This is a genomic window from Eubacterium sp. CAG:156, from assembly GCF_000434315.1.
In the GTDB taxonomy this organism is placed as follows: Bacteria; Bacillota; Clostridia; order Lachnospirales; family Lachnospiraceae; genus Eubacterium_U; species Eubacterium_U album.
This window is the reverse complement of sequence record NZ_FR878187.1, coordinates 1-21,868: the sequence shown is the minus strand read 5'-3', so window position 1 is coordinate 21,868 and position 21,868 is coordinate 1. Positions and strand designations below refer to the sequence as shown.

Sequence of the window (21,868 nt, the reverse complement as noted above, 5' to 3'; positions counted from 1 at the left end):
ACTTAACACCTAGTCATTATATTTTTTCAATTTTTTCTGAAGCACATAGTATGCCGGTTTTAATCGTTCGTGGAAAGTTGGTGTTGTCCATGACTGATAATCATAAGTTCCTGTCAATTCTATGTTGCCTGATTTTCCAAGTCCTACTGTTATGCCATTCAAATCTGTTGGTGTAATACTTTGTGCCGTATAAAAATCATCCATTATTTTCTTTGATGAAGGGTCCATGACATTTAATAACTGCCACGGAATTTTTATCTCTAATTTTCCATCTTTATAAATAAAATCTGCTAACGACTGGTAATCATCTGATGTAGGATTTGCATTGCCATAGGTAAGCTTTCCTGTTTCAAATGATTTAAATCCTACTTTTTCTTTCGTTGTTGGAATTTCTAATTCATATCCATAACACATATTCATCGGAATAAATTTTCCTGTATTTTTCTGTTGCAAATCATCAGTAACATCAATCATTCCATATTGCACTCCATACTGATATGTGAATGCATCATAATACTGATCACAAACAATTCTGCTGTTATCTTTCCCATTAATTGAAATCACGAAATCAGCCTGCTTATCAAATGTAATACCTGCATCAGCATAACTATCATTTCCCTGATTATTTTTTATATCTATCGGTATATATAATGTATCTGAATTGAACTTGTAATCCGATGTATCCACCATAAAATATACATACTTTTCATCACTCTTCATATACAATTTCCCTAAGCTGTTTTCAACTATAGGAGTATCATTACCCCATTCTGATACATCACCATCAACATAACTTATGCAGTTATCTGTTCCCGGGTCAAATGTCATTAAACCAAAGCACTGTTCTGTTGTCTGAGGATTTGACCAGAAAGGTCTTTCATCTGCAATGTCAAAATTAACATTATTCCAAGTTCTTTTAAACCATTCATCCTGCCATGTAAACACCAGACCTCCGGCATAATTACATTTGTAAATAGAGTCAAATAAATCTATTAAAATATCACCCTGTTTTGTTTCATCTATTTGTCCCTGATTATATCCCATAACACTTTCATGCCCCATGCCTCTTGAAGTAGGCACACCAAATTCAGCAACTAAAATAGGCATCGAATGTACAGATTTTAAATCTTTTAAATAAGCTTCATAAGTATTTACTTTTCCACTGTCATCGCGGTATGCCAAATAATCTCTCTGATAATTCAAAGAATCCGGATAATATGGATAAATATGATATGAAAGATACATTTTAGATAAAAATGTGTTCTTATATTTTACATTTTCAAAATTTACTGTTACTGAATCTTCATCCGGATGTGGCTCATCTTCATGAGTAAGAGGGTCAGTTGTAACCCAGTTTGAAAAAGCTACAGGTGCCTGCCATTTATACTCTTTTGTTTCTCTTTCAATTACTTTATCTCCAACCTCACAAAGAAATGCTTCAAATGTTGAGGCTCCCTGTGTGTACAAATAATCTCCGTCATAGTTTATGTTATCCGGATTTGAAACATTTGTATTTTCGACTAATTTAGGGTCCCATTCTATACCAATAAGCCATCCTGCAAGCCATCTTGAAACATCAGCAGTATATGTGCCCGAAGCATATCCTGAACGTTCAGGCAAAGTGATATTTCCATGAATTATATCCACCATATTTAACGCATCTTTTGTAAATTCTGTTTTTATTTTTTCATTTTCCGCATAAACATCACCATATGTTTCAATATCTTCTTCGTCCATCCACACACCCTGAATCAGATATAACGGATCATCATTATCAATATTGTAATCATATAATGCTCTGTAAAAATCAGGACTAAGTGCTGTATAAACACGTATTACATTTGCATTCATCTCTTTTATATATTTAAACCATCTTAAATACGTGTCATATGATATTGTCAAGTCTCCCGGGAAAAGTCCCGGTTCAGTAGCACCTATATTTACTCCTGTAATAAATATCTTTTTCCATTCATTATCTTCGTAATGATAAAAATAATCTCCCTGTGTTCTAAAGCTATAGTTTATATTATTTTCACTTGCACATTCAAAATCTAATTTATTCTGTGTATTGTCACTTTTTTCAAATGAAAATCTGTTAATTCCTATCACCTGTAGCCAGCCCATTTGCACCATAAAAGCCAGTACAAGCAATGTTGAAATAACGGAAATTATTACTTTTTTCATATGCCATCCTTTCCATTAATCCCCTACTGTTTTACGCTTTATTGAACCCCATCTGTTTTTAAGCTTTTTATATTTAATCATTCCTTCTACTCTGAAAATTGTAATAGCCTGACGGTATCCGAAATTTTCCAAAATACCATAAAGTGCAAGCTGTACGCATTGTTTTGCTGACATTACGCCTCTTTTTGTGTACTGTTCCAATATAAGTCCGCCAAAAGAAATCATAATTCCAAGCATTGATGCCATGAGAAAATACATTACAAAGAAGAATATGTTAAGTTCTCCCATGATAAGTGAAAATGGAATAATAAAATATCCAAAAACTTCTACCACAGCACCTAACAATTCAAAAAGCCAATTATATGGCACTGCCATCATTCCTATCCATTTATATTTAGGATTAAAAATTAATTTCTTGTAATGAAGTAATGTATCCATAAGACCAACCTGCCAACGTCTTCTCTGCGTTCTTACGTCATTTAAGCTCATCGGTCCCTGTGTCCAGCAAATTGCCTGTTCCACAAATTTGACTTTATATTTAATCTTGTTTCTTAGCATATATTCGTGAATTCTGACTACAATCTCCATATCTTCACCAATTGTATCTGTCTTATATCCACCCACATCTATTACAACCTGTTTTTTGAACACACCAAATGCCCCTGAAACAATAAGCATTGAATTTGTCACTCCCCAGCTTGTTCTTCCTGCTAAAAATGATCTGAAATATTCTACAGTCTGAAATCTTTCTATTGCTTTTTCAGGCAAATTGTAAGATTCAAATATTCCATCTTTGATTACACCACCATTTGCAATTCTTACAAGTCCTCCGGCTACTACTGTTGTAGTATCCTTAATAAATTCATTTCCAAGCCTTAACAAAGAATCTCTCTCTAATCTTGAATCTGCATCAAGACAGGCAAATAGCGGATATGATGACGCATTTATACCTGCATTTAAGGCATCTGATTTTCCACCATTTTCCTTATCAACGTAAATCAGATTTGGATATTCCACATTGTAATAAACATTTCTGACCTTTGCTGTTTCAAGCGGTCTCATATGCGCACTTTCTATTGGGTAAAGTTTAAAAGCTTCAATCATTTTATCATGGGTTTTATCCTTTGAGCCGTCATTTACGACTATTAGTTCAAATTCAGGATAATTAAGTTTCATCAGAGATTTTACATTTTGTACAATGTTATCTTCTTCATTATATGCCGGAATAATTAGAGATATCGGAAGCAGATTCTCGGAATCTTTATATTCCATAAAGTCTGATGATTTACCTATCTTTACATCTTCCCTGATTTTTATAAATGAAATAATTATCTGTAAAATATAAATACAGGAAAGAAGAATTGTATACCCCATACAGAAATAGTTAAAAAACAAAATAAAATTTCTTATTATGTTCAATTCTTTTCCTCCATGTTAAGTACCTTATACAGTGAATATTTCACTGCTTCACTTGCGTATCTGTCGTATCCCTTTATTACACTTTCAATGTGTTCAAGAGAATAATCCATTTTAATTAAAGACTCAGCAGCTGTCTGTCGAACCCACCATTGTTCATCCTGAGTTGCCTGTTTAACTGCTTCTATAGCCTCATCAGTATTAAGATTGCCTAATGCCTTTACGGCAAATTCCCTAACTACCCAGTTTTGGTCTTTTGACAATCTTATTAAAGTTAAAATATGTTCTTTTTCAGCGCAAAAGCACATTGCTTTCGTCGCCGCAATTTTTATATTTATATCAGTGTCATTTGTACACTCAAGTACATATGGCACCAATTCTTTAATCTTATATTTTCCTATACTTTTTATAACTGTTGCTTTTAAATACGAATCTCCCTTTTCAATCAAATCCTTTGATATTTCATACAAATCACCTGTATATCTGTCAATAACTTCATTAATTACTCTGTATGAATATTTATAATCATCCTGAAAACCTAATATAAATTCTTCAACTCCCTCTTTATCTCCTAATGCTGCAAGTGAATTACCTGCTGCATATCTTAACTGTCTGTTTCGACTCTTAAGCAATTCTCTTATTCCCTCTATGTCATTTGCTGCCCCTAAAGCTGCTAATCTTTGGCATGCATAACATTTTTTTACTACATCATTTTCTTTAATCATATTTTCGTAGTAAGTTATAGGGTTTACTTTTTCTATTATTTTCCCGATTATTTTTTTGTCTTTTTCGCTCATTTCTTCATACTTTTCAAGACTTTCCATAAAAACGTCTGTAAGTATCTCCATATAGCTATCATCTTTATCTACAAGATTTACTAATTCATTTATTTCGCATTCCCAAGCGGATTGAGTTGGTGCACATATTATCGCCTCGAGAATTCTTCTGCATCTTGCTTCTTTTTTATTTAATTTTGCTTTGCTTTCTTCTTGATTGTCTGCAAGTAAATACAGCCACAGAAGTTCTGCGCATATTAGTAATATGCTTAAGAAAAATATCATTACTAAGAATAGTTCAAAGCGCATATCCACACCTCCTTTTTTCTTAATGCCCTACACTACGCTTTCACTTGTGGAGTCCTGTTTAGTTTATCTCTAGGACGCTTTCGCTGCTTGTGGGGCCCTGTTTAGTTTATCTCTAGGACGCTTTCGCTGCTTGTCCCTCGTAACGGTTCTGAAACTCCAACGCATAGTTTTTGCAAAACTATGCGCTGTCGTTTTGAACCGACGGGGACAAATGCCCTATCGATAAACTAAACAGGTTTCACAAACTACGAAGTGTCTGAGTGATAAACTAAACAGGTTCATCTAGCAGTGAAGTGTCTAACTATAAGCTAAACAGGTTTCACAAGCTGTAAAGTGTCTGAGTGATAAGTTAAACAGATTCCTCTAACGGTGAATTGTCTAACAATAAACCGGACAGATGTCCCTAGCGATTAATCGCCTGAGTTGTAAGCTTTACAGTTTTCTCTAATTTTCTACGCAGTTCTATGAATGCGTATCCTACCTGCTTTTAACCATAGCCTGGTTTTATTAAACTACATCATCCATGCTTATACTCATAACACAATCCTATAAAGCTCTATTTTGCTTGACGCTATCTATCCAACAAAATTCTATAAACCTTATTCCACTTGACGCTATCTACCCAACAAAATTCTATAAAACCTTATTCCGCTTGACGCTATCTACCCAACAAAATTCTATAAAACCTTATTCCGCTTGACGCTGGTATAGACATAATTAAAATAAAGGGCATTTGGCGCCGTCGGTACGAAACGACAGCGCATAGTTTGGCTTAATAGTCAAACTATGTGATGGAGTTTCAGTACCGCTACGAGCGACAAGCAGCGAAAGCGGTCTTTATTTTAATTATGTCGTATATAGCTACAAGCAGCGAAAGCAATCTTTATTTTAATTATGTCGTATATAGCTACAAGCAGCGAAAGCAATCTTTATTTTAATTATGTCGTATATAGCTACAAGCAGCGAAAGCAATCTTTATTTTAATTATGTCGTATATAGCTACAAGCAGCGAAAGCAATCTTTATTTTAATTATGTCGTATATAGCGACAAGCAGCGAAAGCGACCCAACAAAATTCTATAAAACCTTATTCCGCTTGACGCTGGTATAGACATAATTAAAATAAAGGGCATTTGGCGCCGTCGGTACGAAACGACAGCGCATAGTTTGGCTTAATAGTCAAACTATGTGATGGAGTTTCAGTACCGCTACGAGCGACAAGCAGCGAAAGCGGTCTTTATTTTAATTATGTCGTATATAGCTACAAGCAACGAAAGCGACCTTTATTTTAATTATGTCATATACAACGGCAAGTAGCGAAAAGGTTAATTATAGCTTTTGAGATAAGCTTGGATTGTTCCAAACGAACCTTTTCGCTCAACCGTATAATCCACCTCTTTCCAAGTTTCATACTTATAAGTCTTATATCCAACTGCATCCTTTGAAAGTGGGAAAATATATTCTGTATCTCCACTTTCTCTATTACCAACAAATAATGACGGAATAAATCCATTTGTGATTGTTGTCTTATATTGAATTCCATCAAACGGTGTTTTCTGTTCAATTACAACTCTTTGTGACGGATCAGTTACATTTAATGCTGTCCATGGAATTCTAATTCTAACATTTGTACTTCCTATAAAAAATTGTGATGTACTTGTTGAGAAGTTGCCATATGTCAAGTCCATTACCTTTGTCCAATTGCCATCATAACTTTCTGTAGAAGATACTGTCTCCTGACCTCTTGCATATGATGAGCATACATATAATGCTGCATCTTTCGCACTGGTAATTTTTATTATATATTCCATTCCTGATAAACTATTTGCAAAATATCCTTTATTATAAAAATATTCTCCGTTGTTTCTTTCGTAAGTATCTAATCCTACAATAAGTTCATTTGCTGTATAATCTATTTCTTTTTCTAACGCAACCGTCACATATAAATATTCAGGATTTACGCTTAACTGCATTTTTCTCATTACTTCGAAGTCTTTTAACTCAAGACCGACATCTTCTTTTTCTTCTGCTTTCACTGCAAGAATTCCTGTTGTCTGTGCAGGATCTCCCAAATCATGCCAAAGTGGGTTATTTGTCAACGGTACAATTGATGCCTTTGCTTCATCTGAAACTGCTGACCATGAATCATTTAAATCAGAAATTATTCCTCCCATGCATCCATTAGTAAGAATTGCATCCAACATTCTGACAACTATTTCTCCCTGCTGCGTTTCATCCAATCCTGAATAAATGCCATTTGTCGCATATATATTTGCATTTGTAGAAATTCCAAATCCGTCTATCATAAGTCCATATGGTGAAACTTTTTCTTTCACGTATTCAACGTAGCTTCCATAATTAAAATTACCCTGAGAATCAGTAAATCCAACAAATTTATTAAGGTTATTATTTAAAATATTATCTGTCACATTTAACTTGGTTGAAACATAATAATACTGCTGTACATCCTGATTTAACTGTAAACTGCTTAATTTGACAACTCCATTGTAATTGTCTTCATTCCAAAACGCACTTTCAAGATTTTCAACATTTACATGCATTCCGACCGGAACTAATCCGCCATAGTTTTCACTACATTTTTTATAAATATAGTCCAGACGTTTTGCATATAAACTTCCTATTCCTTCCATTGATGAAACATAATTTCCATCGTATGTTTCACCCTGATTGCTTAATGTCTGCAATTCTTCACCTGATGGCGATATATCTAAAACATATGACAAAAGATACTCTGACACATCATGTCGATATTTTAAAATATCTTCCTGCCCTTCATCAGTTGAATCATTCTTGGTTTCACCATTTCCGTGAATTGAACTCATAATTGTGTCGATTGTTTTTTGCCATTCTTCCTGTGTATCTGCTACCATACCTTTTATAGTCTGAATAAGATATAATTTATCATCGCTGTTCTGGTTAATTTCAAATAAAGCCCTGTAAAATTCAGGTGGTGCAAGTTCATATACTCTAACGGTATTTACTCCCATTTCCACTGCCTGCTCTAACAGTTCTTTGTAATATCCGTAATTTCTTGTTGCATTAGCACTTCCCGGTTCATCAAGATTTACATTTACCGCTTTTAAATTAAGGTTTTCATAATCATCATTTTTCTTAATCTGAAATTTGTTTTCATTTACACGGACTGCAAGTTGTTTTTCATTTTCAGACTGTTTTTCATTTTTCTCATCTAATCCCTTATAAGTATCTTTCAAAATTTTCTTCATTAATGGATTGTAAAATTTCCAATAAAATTGGTTAAGGTCTCCTTCTTTATCAAATGATAAAGCTTTGAAAAATTTGTCTGCTGCTAGAAATCTATATATTCTGCTATCACTTGTACAGTCATTAAAATCTCCTGCAAAATAGTAAGTGTCACCGCTGTTATTACTTCTTTTTCTTATTATTGCCGCAAATTTATTTGTAGATGAAATTTCCTTTATCTTTTCCATTCCTGTTGCATTTACATTAATTTTAAAATTTGCAATAGTATCCGTTCCATTTTCTGCTTCAACTAACTCAAACCAATTGTAAAAATTGCTTTTTTTAGAGCCTGAAAATTCTTTTTTAAATTCATCACTTATACTTATGCTTACTAAATTTTTGCTTTTAAAATCTGTCTTTTCTTCTAAAACAATTATTTCGCCTTCTGATGATGCAAGTATAAGCCCCGGACCTGAGAACTGCCATTTCACACCATACTGATTTTCATATGTAGACGGTGCCCATTTAGGCACATCTGAAAAATCATTTAAATCAACAACATATCTTCCGCTCCATGATGTTGTTGTAAATCCAAACATTGATTTGATTTCATTGCATACGGTTTCGTCTGTTGTTGAGCCTAAAAGTTCGGTTTCAGCTACAACCGTTCCGCCTGTACTATAAGTAAGGGAAACTATGTTCATATCCTTCGATGAAAGCCCTGAATATTTATTGTCATATAATTCAGAACCATAAACATCAGCCAAATATAGAAAATCCGGCACTTTATCAAAGTCAGCTAGCTGATTTTCTCCTGTGTATTCCCCATTTTCATTTATCTGTGGTCCAAAATAATCCTTTTTATAGTTATATTTTTTTCCATTTGATTTAACATATTTTTGTTGATTTAAAAGCCAGAAAAATCCACTATGTTTTCTATAATACCTGTCAGTCTGATTTACTCCCTGTCCATCTGTCGCAGGAACAGTAGTATCCAAAACAGCTATGTTCATTTTCTTAGCCGGCTTTACAATCCATCCTATAAAAGAAATAGCCAAAACCAACAAAATTATTAATGGTATTATAAGTAATAACTTTTTCTTACCTTTTGTCTTTTTCATTTTATCCCTTTCAATTCAAAACCATACTGCTTATACCTGTAGATTTAAAGCTATGTTATCATTATCTTTGGTAATTTAGATCTGCATTATTCCCATATAAATTTTATACGGTTTTCGTATGTTTTTTCATACACTTTATCTTCTATCTATACTTTTGTCTTGCAGTCTTTGATACTTCAACTGCTTCATCAAATACTTTATCAAATACTTTAACTATTGCCGGGTCAAATTCAATTCCCGATTTTTCTAATATATATTCTCTAACCTTTTGCGGTGGCCATGCTTTTTTATAAGTTCTTTTTTCCATTAACGCATCAAATACATCTGCCACTTTTACAATTCTTGCATACAAATGAATATTTTCGCCTGAAAGCCCTAAATATCCTGTTCCATCATAATTTTCATGATGTTGATATGCTATTACTGCTGCGGCTTCCATAAAGTCACCACTGTTTTTTGACAAAATGTTATATCCATATACAACATGTTTTTTCATTATTTCATACTCTTTATCAGTCAATGGTTTATCTCCATTTAATATATCATTTGGAATTGCTATCTTTCCAATATCGTGAGCGATAGCCGCCATAGAAATAATACGTGTTTCTTCTTCTGACAATCCTAATGCTTTACAAATAACTTTTGTTACTGCACTTACAGAATATAAATGTACTTTATTTTGCTTTCCTCTGAATTCTACCATTTCAGCTAATGATATAATGGCATCTTCCTGTACAGTTTTTATTCTGCTTTTTAAATTGTAATTTGAAAAAGCAATTTCCATTATGTGATGTATCATCATTGCCGTACTTTGGAATGTTTCTGATAATCCATCTTTATAATTTTCTATATGAAAAATAATCTGAACCTGATCAATTCTTACAAATATTAAGTCCATGTATGTCTGTGCAAACTTTACTTTCGATTTTTCTGTTCCATCATACATTGACATTATTTTTTCATAATCACACCCCTCTATTCCACCCTGATTAAATACTTCTTCAAAAGTTCCATCTTCACGACGGACTGCTGCACAGGAAGGAATAACTATTTTTTCATTTGTTTCATCATCTGTAACAACATTTGATGCTGCTAATTCATTTCTCTTTATCACATCCGTAAAAATCTGACATGTATAGCTTGCAAACTGTTTATCTGTAAGGGCATCAGCAACATCTGATAAAATTGTTGCCATTCTCTGTATACTTACAGCACTTTCAAGTTGTTGATTGGCTCGCTCTTTAATAAGTATTGTGTGATTTACTGATTGTTTAAATAAAACAATGTACATTGCTATTTCATATATGGCAATACCTGTTACTACTACAGTTCGGCTTAACCCATTTGAACCTGCAGTAAGTGAAATTAAATTATAGATATTTACTAAAGAAATATAAACAAATGCAATTCCTACCAGACTCATATATGGAGTTTTATTTTCGATTAAATTTGCTACCTCAATTATAAACAAACCTATTAGTACACATATTGCCATCGAAAAAATAACTGCCGCAATAAGGAGTACTGTTCTGTTTTCTATAAGCAAAAGCCCTAAGCTGATTACAAATACTCCTATGATAAATATGTTCTGCCATAGTTTAAATTTATAATTAATGCTACAAAGACTGCATACTAACACAGATGTTGCAAAATATATTGTTAATATCAATTGCAAACTAAAGAACACACTTTCAGATATAAGAGTGCTACCTAAACTTAACTGATAGAGCATAAGATATAATGCTCCCATAAATAATGTCAGGCTTAGAAGTAATACTTTTATTATATTTTTATCTTTTATTGAAATGGCAATTGTCATAATTACAAATATAATTGCCAACATTAATATTCCAAATGTAAATGCAATTCCAAGTCCACTTGCATTTGAAAGTAATTCTGTACCATTTGTACTTTTTACTAATCTAAATTGAAAACCTATTGGAGAATAAATATAAATTTCCATTATTCTTGAAACTGTAGAAGATTCCAGTTCCACTTTGTTACAACGGTTCCCAACTACATTTTCTTTATCATATCCATTGTCATAAATCTTCTTGCCATCAACAAGAACTTTAGACGGTGCATAATTTGTATAATAAGTATAATATTCCTGATTGCTCTGTGCAGGTATGTCTACTTTAATGCATACATAATCCTGACCTTTCCCAATCTTTTGTATTTTATTTTCATCTGTTGCCTGTTTCCATACAGCGTCTTCTCTATCCAAATCATTATTTGATGTTCCCCATAGAAACTGGACTTCATTTATTTCATTTGCCATACTAAAGTTAGGATACACTACTTTGCTGACTATGGTATGCATCATTAATGTTATTAAAAACAATGCTATTGCCACTCCTGCAACAGTAATTATAGCATGTATTCTTTTGTCTGACATTTCTTCCGAAAACTGCAAAGAAACAACCCCCTTTTTTTCAGAGGTTGTTTCTCTTTTATTTTCCTGATTCTCTATTTTTAAATCTTCTGACTTATTTTCTTCAACCTGTTCTTTAGACTTCTTAAAAATATTCATAGAGACGTCCTTTCTGTATTAAAATCCCTGAGTATTTTCTTTTAGTATTTCTCTTAATCCGTTTCTACGTGCCTTTTGTGCTTCGCTATTAGTTTCTATTACCGTAGAATCTATATGTTTTACCGTTTCATGCACAATTTTATCCTCTCCCTTAAGAATATCAAGGATTCCTTTAAGACTTTGTTGTAAAGCCACAATGTCTCGTTCATAAGATTCAATCTTATCCTTTAATTGTTTATTTTCTAACAGAAGATTATCTCTTTCACGCTCTATAACCAATTTTTCTTTAAGGATTTCCTGCATTTCATTTTTTGAAGCATCGCCTTTTATTAGTTTAGATTCTTCTTCAATCTTTTTAATCAATAAATCAATATCCTTATTCATTTTAACATCTCACTAACTAATGCAAACTTTTTATATAATATAAATCCCCTTCTTTAGCTACATTAATAGTTGCTTCACTCTTAACTTTTGAGCGTACCTCATCTTCATAGTATACCACATTTATTGTAAGATTGTCTCCATTATCCGTCACAGTATAATCATATGTAATCTGCTGTGAATAATTTGGAACCCACATCTCAAATTTCTGCTCTGCCTTATTGTAAATATCGCTTTCTTCCAAATTAAGGCCCTCAACATTAAACTGGCTTTTAAGCACCGCTTCAATATCTTTTTTTGATGCATCTCTATACTCAAGTTCATCACTTGCAGGTACATCTAATAAGCTATTATAGTATAAATGACACAAACCATATTGTGCTAATTTGTTTACGGATACCGTACTTATGTCATCAAATTCATTTATAGCAAATATATATCTTAATTCATAACAGCATTTTATTATTGTTTCTTCCATAAAAGTATTGCTGCTATCATTTGCCTTAGTAGATTCCTCTACCGTAGTTGTCACCTGCACATCTTCAAATTCTTTTTTATCATCTTTATTTATTATCACCAGCACTATTGCCATTGCAATTATGATAACTATTAAAGAAACTCCTAATATTAATTCTTTCTTTTTTTTCACTTCTATATCCCTTTAACGCCGCAAAAATCAAATTTCTGCGGCGTTATTACTGTATTTTCACACAAATTAAAAATATAATCATTTTTAATCTGTGGCAGTGAATTTATTAACATTTTTATGTAAAATTTCACTATTTATTAACTTATCTCTATACTTATTGGTACTAATTATTAATATTCCCAATAATAATCCTTATAACAGATTGTTTTATCATCTGCTGTTTCAATAAATACATCAGCGCTATCAATCTGGCTATATGCCTTATAAGCATCACATGTAATTGTTGAACCTAATGGAAGGTTAACTGATAAACTTTCTAACGGTGTGTTTACTACACTATTAATTCCTGTCTGTTTATTATAATTACCCTTCTTAAAATAAAATCTATATGCCATAAAGCAATTGTTTGTATCTGTTCTTAATACTTTATCACCTTTCGCAATTGTAAATGTACGGCTTGCTGCATCATAAGTGTTCTTCTTTGCTGTAGAACTTACAACTGCTGTATACACAACTGTTCCTGCAATACCATTTCCATTGTCATCATATGTATCGTTGTCCCAGTTATTTGAACACATCTGGAATTTAACTTCTTTATCAAGTTCCATTTTGAAACTGCTCTTATTGTTCAATACAGTTCCATCCTGTAATCTGATTGACATTTTTAAAGGTACTATTACAGATACTTCTACTGATTCTTTATCTGAATCATCACCTTTATTATCATTTCCTGAATCAGGCTTTGTTGTATCTGAAGGTTTTGTTGTTTCTGAAGGTTTTGTTGTTTCTTCCGGTTTAGTCACTTCTTCTTTTTTAGTTGTTTCTTCTTTTCCGTCTTCTGTCTTTCCATTTTCTGTATCAAGATTTCCTACTACCTTTTCAACCTCTGAAGGTAATCCATTAGTAGCTTTATATGAAACAACTGCTCCACCTGAAATATTTAATGTATCTGTTATTAACTGTCCGTAAATCTTTGTACTTCCTGTTAATACTGTTTTTGAGTCAGGTGCATAAATCTTACCTGTTATAGAACTATCGCCACTAAATTCAAGATTTCCACTTGTATATACATTTCCTGCAAATATTCCATTTACCTGTGTATACTTTGTAGCATTCATTGCAATTGTGTTGGCATTTACTTCTTTAAAATTATTGTATCCTGCATTTTTTCCTGTAAATACAACTGTAAGCTTGCTACTGTCTCCGCCTGCATTAAATGAACCCGGATTTCCACCTGATAATTCATCTACATATAAAACTACGTATCCGTCACCGCTTACTTTAACTTCACCACCAACGTTTAAATGTTTAACTCTGACAACTGTTGTCTGATTTTTATCTGCATGAATTTCAAATGTCTGTCCATTGTAAAATGATACAGTATCTAAATATGCATTATCAGTTAAATCAAATCTGTTTGTCTGCCATCCAATGTAAACACTCTGTGTACCGTCTTTGTATTCTGAAGTAGATTTTTTAAAATATTCTGAATTTTCATCAGGATAATTATTTGTATTGAATAATCCTGAATATAATTCCTTGCCCATTTCACTAACTTCAATTGGAATATATCCCTGTGCGGGTTCATCTACTTTAACCTCCGGTGCTACATGTGCAGTTCCTGTAACATGCTTTGTTGCACTGTTTGAATACTTAAAAGTACCATTGTTAATTACAATATCTCCAATTATCTGTCCGCTTCCTGAAAAATTTGCTCCGTTTTTTGCAAGTACCCCATATTCATTTGTGTTTTCTTTTGCCAAAACCCCTATTGGCATTACCACATTAAATACCATCGTCATGACTGTAGCCATAGCTACCATTTTCTTTACTCTTTTCATTGCATCCTCCTTCCAATTTTATCGCAGCCTTTTATACACGTATTTACGTATAAAAAAAACTGCAACTCCTTAAAAAGAATTGCAGCCAGACGACCATTGCAAATGTTGCTTTAGGCTCATAGCTTTGTGCCCTATTTTTTCAAATAGTTTACCCTCGTCATTTGTAATATATGTCTTTATTTTATAAATTTTTATTTTATATGTCAACCCAAATAAAACTATTTTTTATATTTTCAAGCTATAAAATAGGAATTTCTAATTTTCCAAGCTGATTTATAAAAATATTTTTAGTTTTTTCCCGGCATTTATTTTATTTCATTAACGCCATCACATCTTCAACAATCTGTTCTTTTGTCAAATGATTTTCTTTAAGAACTTCATTTACATCATATCTGTCTAAGAATTCTTTTTTCAATCCAAAATTTATTACTTTCATATCTGTTGGTCCATAGAATCTTGAAATTTTTTCACCGAATCCTCCGTCTAAAATTCCATCCTCTATTGTGATTACAACATCATGCTCTTTCTTTAACTCTTCAAGTAATTCACTATCGATTCCTGTTATATAATATGGATTAATTAAAGTTGCCTGCGTATCTAATTTATCAGATAAATCATCTACAACTTCTTTTCCTAACTGATAGAATGTTCCTAAAGCAATAACTGCAACCCTGCTTCCTTTTTCAGTTACTTCATATTTATTTAATTTAGAGAAATCTTTTGTTACTTCTTTACCGTCAGATATCATTTCTCCACCCGGCAATCTTATTGCTACAGGATGTTCATTCTGCTCTATACTCCAATCAAGCATTGCAATATATTCTTCTTTTGTCGTAGGTGCCATGTAAACAAGGTTAGGAATATTTGCCATCATTGGAATATCATATAATCCTAAATGTGTTACGTCATTCATTCCAAATACACTTCCCCAGAATGTAACTATTGTTGCAGGTGCATTATTAATACACAAATCCTGTGATAACTGGTCATATGTTCTTTGTACAAATGTGCTATATACACCATATACCGGCTTTCCACCATTTGAAGCAATTCCTGCTGCCATTGCAACTGCTGTCTCCTCTGCAATTCCTACATCAACAAATTGTTTTCCTGCTTCTTTTCGCTTGTCCTCTGTAAATCCCATAACAGTTGGTGTTGCAGAAGTAATTGCAACTACTGATTTGTCTTCTTTCATTTTCTTTAACAAATAATCACAAGTTACACTTGAATAATCTTCTCCACCTTCAGCATACAATGATTTTCCTGTCTTTATGTCAAACGGTCCACTGTAATGCCACTGTTCTTTATGCTGTTCAGCAGGTGCATATCCTTTTCCTTTTAATGTATTAATATGAACAACTACCGGCTTACTACTGTCTTTTACTTTATTAAATGCATCGATAAGGCTTGCTACATCATTTCCTTCATTTACATAAACATAATCAAGTCCCATTGCCTTAAATAAATTGCATTCTGCCTGTCCATTTGTTTCACGAAGAAGTTTTAAATTGCCATACAAACCACCATGGTTTTCTGCAATTGACATATCATTGTCATTTACAACAATTATAAGATTTCCTTCTAATTCTACAGCATAATCAAATCCTTCTAATGCTTCACCACCACTTAATGAGCCATCTCCTATTACAGCAATAACATTTCCTTTTTCACCATTTAAATCTCTTGCTTTTGCCAAACCACAGGCAAGACTTACTGATGTTGATGTATGTCCTATGATGAAATGATCATGCTCGCTTTCATGAGGATTACTGTATCCTGAAACATCATCATAATGTTCTTCATAAAGATATGCATCCTTTCTTCCTGTAAGCATTTTATGTGGGTATGTCTGATGTGAAACATCATAAACTATTTTATCTTTTGGTGAGTCAAATACATAATGAAGAGCAATTGTTGCTTCTACCATTCCAAAATTAGGTCCAAAATGACCACCATGAATGCTGGCTCTCTTTAATAATGCAGTTCTCATTTCCTCTGCTAATGAGGTCATCTCCTTAACTGTTAATTTCTTAACATCTTCCGGTCCGTTAATCTTTTCTAAATACATTTCAAAGTCCTCCATTAATATTTTTTAATACAGCGTTTACAAACTCATAACCGTATATTGTGTATTCTAAACCATAAACCTAACTTTAGGTCAATATTTATTTTTTCATAAACTTATATGAACCAATTTACGAAAAATATAATATAATGAAGTCAGATTAATGATTTTATTGTATTACAACTTAAATATATAAATTTATAATACGAAGAAAGGAAAATGAAATGTTCTCCTTCAATTGAATTTAACAGGAAATCATTTTATGGTGGTTAATTATGGATACAAATTATTACAATATTGGCGAAGTTTCTAAAATGTTTAATCTTCCAATCTCTACTTTGCATTATTATGATAGAGAAGGGTTATTTCCTAACCTTAACCGTTCAGAATCAGGTGCAAGAAGATTTGATGACGGGACTGTTGAAACATTACGCCTTATTGAATGTTTGAAAAAAACAGGAATGGAAATTAAAGACATCAAGGAATTTATGATGTGGTGTCAGCAGGGACCTGCCACCTATGGAAAGCGTAAGGAAATGTTTGCAAAACAGAAGGAGACTGTTGAAGCTGAAATTGAGCATTTAAAGAAGGTTCTTGATATGATTAATTTTAAATGCTGGTATTACGATACAGCTATAGCCGACGGAAATGAAGACAGACTTAAGAATCTTTCTCCTGATGATATGCCACCTGAAATAAAAGCTGCGTGGATTAACGCTCATACATAAATACATAAAAGCCACAATTATGATATTTTATTTGTCTTCGATACAATTTTTCATAATTGTGGCTTTATATTTAATCTAAACCTTTAGTCTTTTATTTCTTACAATCCTGTTTCTTTATTCCTGACACTGTACCGCATCATATCCTGTTTCGCCTGTTCTGATTTTTGTTGCACTTGCTACAGGATAACTGAAAATTTTCCCATCACCAAATTCTCCTGTATAAGCGGCTTTTTTAATTGCTTCTATTGTTTTTTCGGCCCATTCTTCTGAAGAAACAACTATTTCAAATTTAATCTTTGGCTGCATCTGAGGTTCTACTTCCATACCTCTGACTATTTCCTTATAGCCTCTTTGTAATCCACAGCCCATAACCTGCGACACTGTAAGTCCGTTAACTTCTATTTCCATTAATGCATTTTTTACATCTTCAAATTTTTCTTCTCTTACAATTGCATCTATTTTCATTATCATAGAATTTTCATCTCCTAATCTCATCTAAAAATTTTTAATTAACAAATATTAAATTTGATACTATTTACTTTATAATCTTTATATCATTTTACTTTGACAAATAAGTTTATTATTCAAGGCTTTTTACTGATCCATACCGTTAAAACTTGGATAAGCACTTTCGCCGTGCTGTGATATATCAAGTCCGATTTTTTCTTCTCTATCAGTTACTCTTAATGGAGTAAATATTCTAACTATGGCTACACAGATTAAAGTTCCTACAACGGCTATTGCTATTGTAATAAGTATTCCTTCTATCTGAGCTATAAATAATCTCCATTCACCATAAATTAAACCATCCCATTTTGCTACCGGGTTAATTGAACTTTTTCCAAATATTCCTGTTGCGATTCCGCCCCAGATTCCTCCGATTCCATGACATCCAAATGCATCTAATGCATCATCTATTTTTAATTTTTTCTTAATAAGAATAACTCCATAATAGCATATCGGACTTACGAGTGCACCTATTATAAATGATGACCAGATTGGAACAAATCCTGCTCCCGGGGTAATTGCAACCAAACCGATAACCAAACCTGTTGATGCACCTACCAATGTTGTTTTTTTGTCATTTATCACATCTAAAAACATCCATGATAAAAGTGCTGATGCTGATGCAATTGCTGAAGTCATAAATGCATGTGCAGCAAGTCCGTCTGCCTTTAATGCACTTCCCGCATTAAATCCGAACCATCCAAACCAAAGTATTGTAGCTCCTAATACAACAAATGGAATGTTATGGATTCTGTATGTTGCTCTTTCATAACCTTTTCTTTTTCCAAGAATAATAGCGAGTACCAAAGCTGTTATTCCTGAACTTATATGTACAACGTCGCCTCCTGCGAAGTCGACAGAACCTAACTCTGCTAAAAGTCCTCCCTGACCCCATACCATATGTGCTAATGGATAATATACAATTACTGACCAAATGGCTACAAATATAAAGAGTGCCTTAAACTTCATTCTTCCTACAACTGATCCTGTAATTAGTGCCGGTGTTATAATTGCAAACATCATCTGAAATGCACAAAATACTAAATTAGGAATTGAATCTGAATAAGGTCCAATATCCCAGCCTACTCCTTCTAAACCAAACCATCTGAAATCTCCTATTATTCCACCATGGTTTCCACCAAATGCCAATGAGTACCCCAATAATGCCCACATAACAACTGACAATCCCATTATCATGACTATTGCCATCATAGTGTTAACTACATTTTTTCGCCTTACAAGACCTCCATAAAAAAATGCTAACCCCGGTGTCATAAAAAATACCAAAGCAGCACAAATCAACATAAAACCTGTGTCTCCTGAGTTCATACAATAATACCTCCTGCTCTTTTAACATATTTTTCTCAATCTCTTTAGTGTATATGTTATAAATATGGCTTCTACACGTATATCTCTTTGAATTTACTTCTTAGGGATTATACATTTGCCAAATTTTCTACATTTGGCTTTGCCATATATAACGCAAAAAGGACGTGTGGCAAATAAATGCCAAACGCCCTTGTTTGATGAAGCGAAGTCTATCATTTATTAATCATAAACGCAAGTATATAATTAGTTTTTTTAATTATATTATGGATTTACTTTATTTCTTAAAGACTTGCTTTAACTTATTTTGTTTTTGCATAAAATAAGTAAGTTCTACTTTGTGTCCTGCTCTATTGATGTAATTGCAACTGCTCCATCTGCAACAGCAGTTACCACCTGTCTAAGACTTTTTGTTCTTATATCACCAACTGCATAAACTTTGTCCATACTTGTTCGGCAGTCTTCAGTAGCAATTATATAACCTGTCTTATCAGTATCGACAAGTCCTTTTATAAATTCACTTTGTGGTTCCATACCAACTGCAATGAATACAGCTGAAAGAGAAAGTTCCTCTTCTTCTCCTGTCTTCTTATTAAGTAACTTTGCTCCTGTTACAATATCTTCTCCGTAGATTTCACTTACTTCATAACTAGGTTTAAATTCTATATTTTTTGTTTCAAATATTCTGCTCTGAAGTATTTTTGCACCTCGAAGTTCATCTCTTCTATGAACTAAATATACTTTTTCACAAATATGAGAAAGATATAATGCATCTTCCAAAGCTACATCTCCACCACCTACAACTGCAACCGTCTTATTTTTAAAGAATGCTCCATCACATGTAGCACAATATGACACACCTGCACCCGTAAATTCTTTTTCACCCTTTACATTCAGTAATCTGTGTTTAGCTCCTGTAGCTATAATTACAGCCTTAGCATCAACTGTCGCTCCATCTTCTAAATGAATTTCTTTATATTCACCCTTATCTTCAATGGATTCAACTTTTCCTTCTACAAATGGAACTTCTAAAGCATCTGCATGTTCTCTGAATTTTACTGCAAGGTCATAGCCGTTTTCGCCATACAATCCTAAATAATTATCAATTCTGTCAGTGTTTATTATCTGTCCGCCACTAAACATTTCTTTCTCTATAACAATCTGGTCTAGCATAGCTCTTTGAGCATATATTGCTGCTGAAAGTCCTGCCGGTCCACTTCCTATTATTACTAAATCCTTTAAATTTTTATTCATATCTATCTCCCTTTCTTTTATTTAAAATTTTCTATTACTTTTGCTGTTGCCTCTAAATCTTTCTGAGTATGAGTTGCTGATACAAACATTGCTTCAAATTGAGACGGTGCAAGGTTAATTCCTGACTCTAACATATATCTAAAGTATTCGGCATATTTTTCTGTATCAGAAGAAAGTGCTGTATCATAATCTACTACTTTTTTAGAGAAAAAACTCACTAATTTTCTGATTATCTTTTCATAAGCTGGTAAATGTCGGTATAGCCTGTATTTTAGGGCTTTATCGGCATTTTCCTTTTGGAAGATACTCTGCATAAGCTGGCATTTACCAGCATGAAAATGCAACCAAAAGTAGTAAATGAGTAGTACAATCACCGATTTAAGAAGCAAGAGCCAGCCTTTCAAGTTCTGCTTTTGCTGAATTCAAAGTACCGTGTGCGTAGTACCCTAATGTCATGGTGATGTTTGCGTGTCCCATGATATATTGCAGGGTGTTCGGGTTCATTCCTTTGTTTGCCATGTTCGTACAGTAGGTATGTCTGAATGAGTGTGGTGTGATGTTGGGTAGCTGGTCTTTATGTGTCTTGTTGTATTTCTTCACAAGCCCACGCAACATACTCTCATAGTTTCCAGCCACTTTAGGGAAGCCCTTTTGGTTTAGGAACAGGAAATTGCTGTAACCGCCTATGATGATAGGCTCTGCCTTTCCTCTGTTCTGTAACACTCGCTTAAAGGCTTGATAGGCTCTTTCTGTCATTGGAAGCTGACGTTCTCCTTTTTTGGTCTTAGGTGTTTCAATGTAGTAGCCGATTTCGCTGTCTTTCAATAGCTGGTGGTCTACATTGATGATACGGTTCGCCATATCAATATGGACTGTCAGACCGCAAAATTCAGAAATACGAAGCCCCGTTTCCAGAAGAATAACCACTTCATCATAATACTTGCTGTACGTCTTGTCCTGTTCCATAAAGGCAAGCATTTTTTCTTCCTGCTCTGGCGTGAGAATGACTTTAGGCTCTGAATTATCTTCCAGAACGTCACTCAATTTGAAGCTGAAAGGATTTTTTCTGATACAGTCGTCCTCAATCGCCATATAGAATGACGCTTTCAGTGAACGCTTGTAATTGCTAATCGTCTTGTAGGAAAAGCCATTCTCATACATTCGCATAGCCCATTCCTTACCGTCTAATAGCTTCACTGTATCAATGCTCCTTGCACCCAGAGGGTCGTTTTCCAGAATTTTCATAAGGTACTGGCGACCTTTTTCTGTGTTGCGTTTCACATTTTTTCTCTGGCTGTTCTTCTTTGCGTAGAGCTGGCAGACTGTCATTTTCCCGCCTATGGTATTGATACCGTCGGCAAGGTCTTTCTTAATCTGCTTTTCTTTTTCTCTCAACGACAAATCTTCACGTTTCCCTGCAGGTGTCTTGTCTGTCGGAACAAGTTTCCAAGCATACTTAAACTGTGGGTTCCCGTATATATCGGTATATTTGTAAACGTATCTTCCGTCTTTTCTCTGGCTCTCTCCAAGTCGTAAATTGCGTCCCTTATTGTCTTT

15 protein-coding genes and 1 riboswitch are annotated in these 21,868 nt (G+C 33.5%); of the genes, 1 reads left to right on the top strand and 14 read right to left on the bottom strand.

Going from position 1 to position 21,868, the window contains the following annotated elements; all coding sequences use genetic code 11:
* Positions 1–9: 9 nt before the first annotated feature.
* The 9 genes from ABMA45_RS09620 to ABMA45_RS09580 all read right to left on the bottom strand — a co-directional run bounded on the left by ABMA45_RS09620 (position 10) and on the right by ABMA45_RS09580 (position 16,499).
* Positions 10–2,184, bottom strand: a complete 2,175-nt coding sequence (locus ABMA45_RS09620; protein ID WP_022089674.1) for a hypothetical protein — start codon at positions 2,182–2,184, stop codon at positions 10–12.
* Positions 2,185–2,199: 15 nt separating this feature from the next.
* A complete protein-coding gene (locus tag ABMA45_RS09615) occupies positions 2,200–3,603 on the bottom strand; it encodes a glycosyltransferase family 2 protein (protein ID WP_022089673.1) in 1,404 nt (467 codons plus the stop codon).
* On the bottom strand, positions 3,600–4,685 hold the full coding sequence (locus tag ABMA45_RS09610; RefSeq protein ID WP_022089672.1) for a HEAT repeat domain-containing protein: 1,086 nt from the start codon (positions 4,683–4,685) through the stop codon (positions 3,600–3,602). The genes ABMA45_RS09615 and ABMA45_RS09610 overlap by 4 nt, the downstream gene beginning before the upstream one ends.
* A gap of 1,324 nt (positions 4,686–6,009) precedes the next feature.
* Positions 6,010–9,027, bottom strand: a complete 3,018-nt coding sequence (locus ABMA45_RS09605; protein WP_022089671.1) for a hypothetical protein — start codon at positions 9,025–9,027, stop codon at positions 6,010–6,012.
* A 142-nt stretch (positions 9,028–9,169) separates the two neighbouring features.
* Positions 9,170–11,560 (bottom strand): HD domain-containing phosphohydrolase, encoded by a 2,391-nt coding sequence (locus ABMA45_RS09600; protein WP_022089670.1) that lies wholly within the window; start codon positions 11,558–11,560, stop codon positions 9,170–9,172.
* A gap of 18 nt (positions 11,561–11,578) precedes the next feature.
* Complete coding sequence (locus tag ABMA45_RS09595) at positions 11,579–11,944, bottom strand: hypothetical protein (protein ID WP_022089669.1); 366 nt, start codon at positions 11,942–11,944, stop codon at positions 11,579–11,581.
* Positions 11,945–11,960: 16 nt separating this feature from the next.
* On the bottom strand, positions 11,961–12,590 hold the full coding sequence (locus ABMA45_RS09590) for a hypothetical protein (RefSeq protein WP_022089668.1): 630 nt from the start codon (positions 12,588–12,590) through the stop codon (positions 11,961–11,963).
* Positions 12,591–12,760: 170 nt separating this feature from the next.
* On the bottom strand, positions 12,761–14,431 hold the full coding sequence (locus tag ABMA45_RS09585; protein WP_022089667.1) for a polymer-forming cytoskeletal protein: 1,671 nt from the start codon (positions 14,429–14,431) through the stop codon (positions 12,761–12,763).
* Between the two features lie 77 nt (positions 14,432–14,508).
* A riboswitch (cyclic di-GMP riboswitch) is annotated at positions 14,509–14,594 on the bottom strand.
* Positions 14,595–14,741: 147 nt separating this feature from the next.
* Positions 14,742–16,499 carry a 1-deoxy-D-xylulose-5-phosphate synthase gene (locus tag ABMA45_RS09580; protein ID WP_022089666.1) on the bottom strand — a complete coding sequence of 586 codons (1,758 nt, stop codon included), beginning with the start codon at positions 16,497–16,499 and terminating at the stop codon, positions 14,742–14,744.
* 272 nt (positions 16,500–16,771) lie between these two features.
* Between ABMA45_RS09580 and ABMA45_RS09575 the strand changes: the two genes are divergently transcribed.
* Positions 16,772–17,224 (top strand): MerR family transcriptional regulator, encoded by a 453-nt coding sequence (locus tag ABMA45_RS09575; protein WP_022089665.1) that lies wholly within the window; start codon positions 16,772–16,774, stop codon positions 17,222–17,224.
* A 114-nt stretch (positions 17,225–17,338) separates the two neighbouring features.
* Here the strand turns inward: ABMA45_RS09575 and ABMA45_RS09570 are convergent, their stop codons facing one another.
* The 5 genes from ABMA45_RS09570 to ABMA45_RS09550 form a co-directional block, all read right to left on the bottom strand.
* Positions 17,339–17,695, bottom strand: a complete 357-nt coding sequence (locus tag ABMA45_RS09570; RefSeq protein WP_022089664.1) for a P-II family nitrogen regulator — start codon at positions 17,693–17,695, stop codon at positions 17,339–17,341.
* A gap of 123 nt (positions 17,696–17,818) precedes the next feature.
* Positions 17,819–19,060 (bottom strand): ammonium transporter, encoded by a 1,242-nt coding sequence (locus ABMA45_RS09565; RefSeq protein WP_022089663.1) that lies wholly within the window; start codon positions 19,058–19,060, stop codon positions 17,819–17,821.
* Positions 19,061–19,390: 330 nt separating this feature from the next.
* Positions 19,391–20,311 (bottom strand): thioredoxin-disulfide reductase, encoded by a 921-nt coding sequence (gene trxB, locus ABMA45_RS09560; RefSeq protein WP_022089662.1) that lies wholly within the window; start codon positions 20,309–20,311, stop codon positions 19,391–19,393.
* Positions 20,312–20,328: 17 nt separating this feature from the next.
* The gene (locus ABMA45_RS09555) at positions 20,329–20,529 is read right to left on the bottom strand and encodes a hypothetical protein (protein WP_348030250.1); all 201 of its coding nucleotides are present in this window, start codon (positions 20,527–20,529) and stop codon (positions 20,329–20,331) included.
* Between the two features lie 160 nt (positions 20,530–20,689).
* Positions 20,690–21,868 (bottom strand): tyrosine-type recombinase/integrase (locus tag ABMA45_RS09550; protein WP_348030248.1); only part of this gene is annotated, 1,179 nt, incomplete at its 5' end.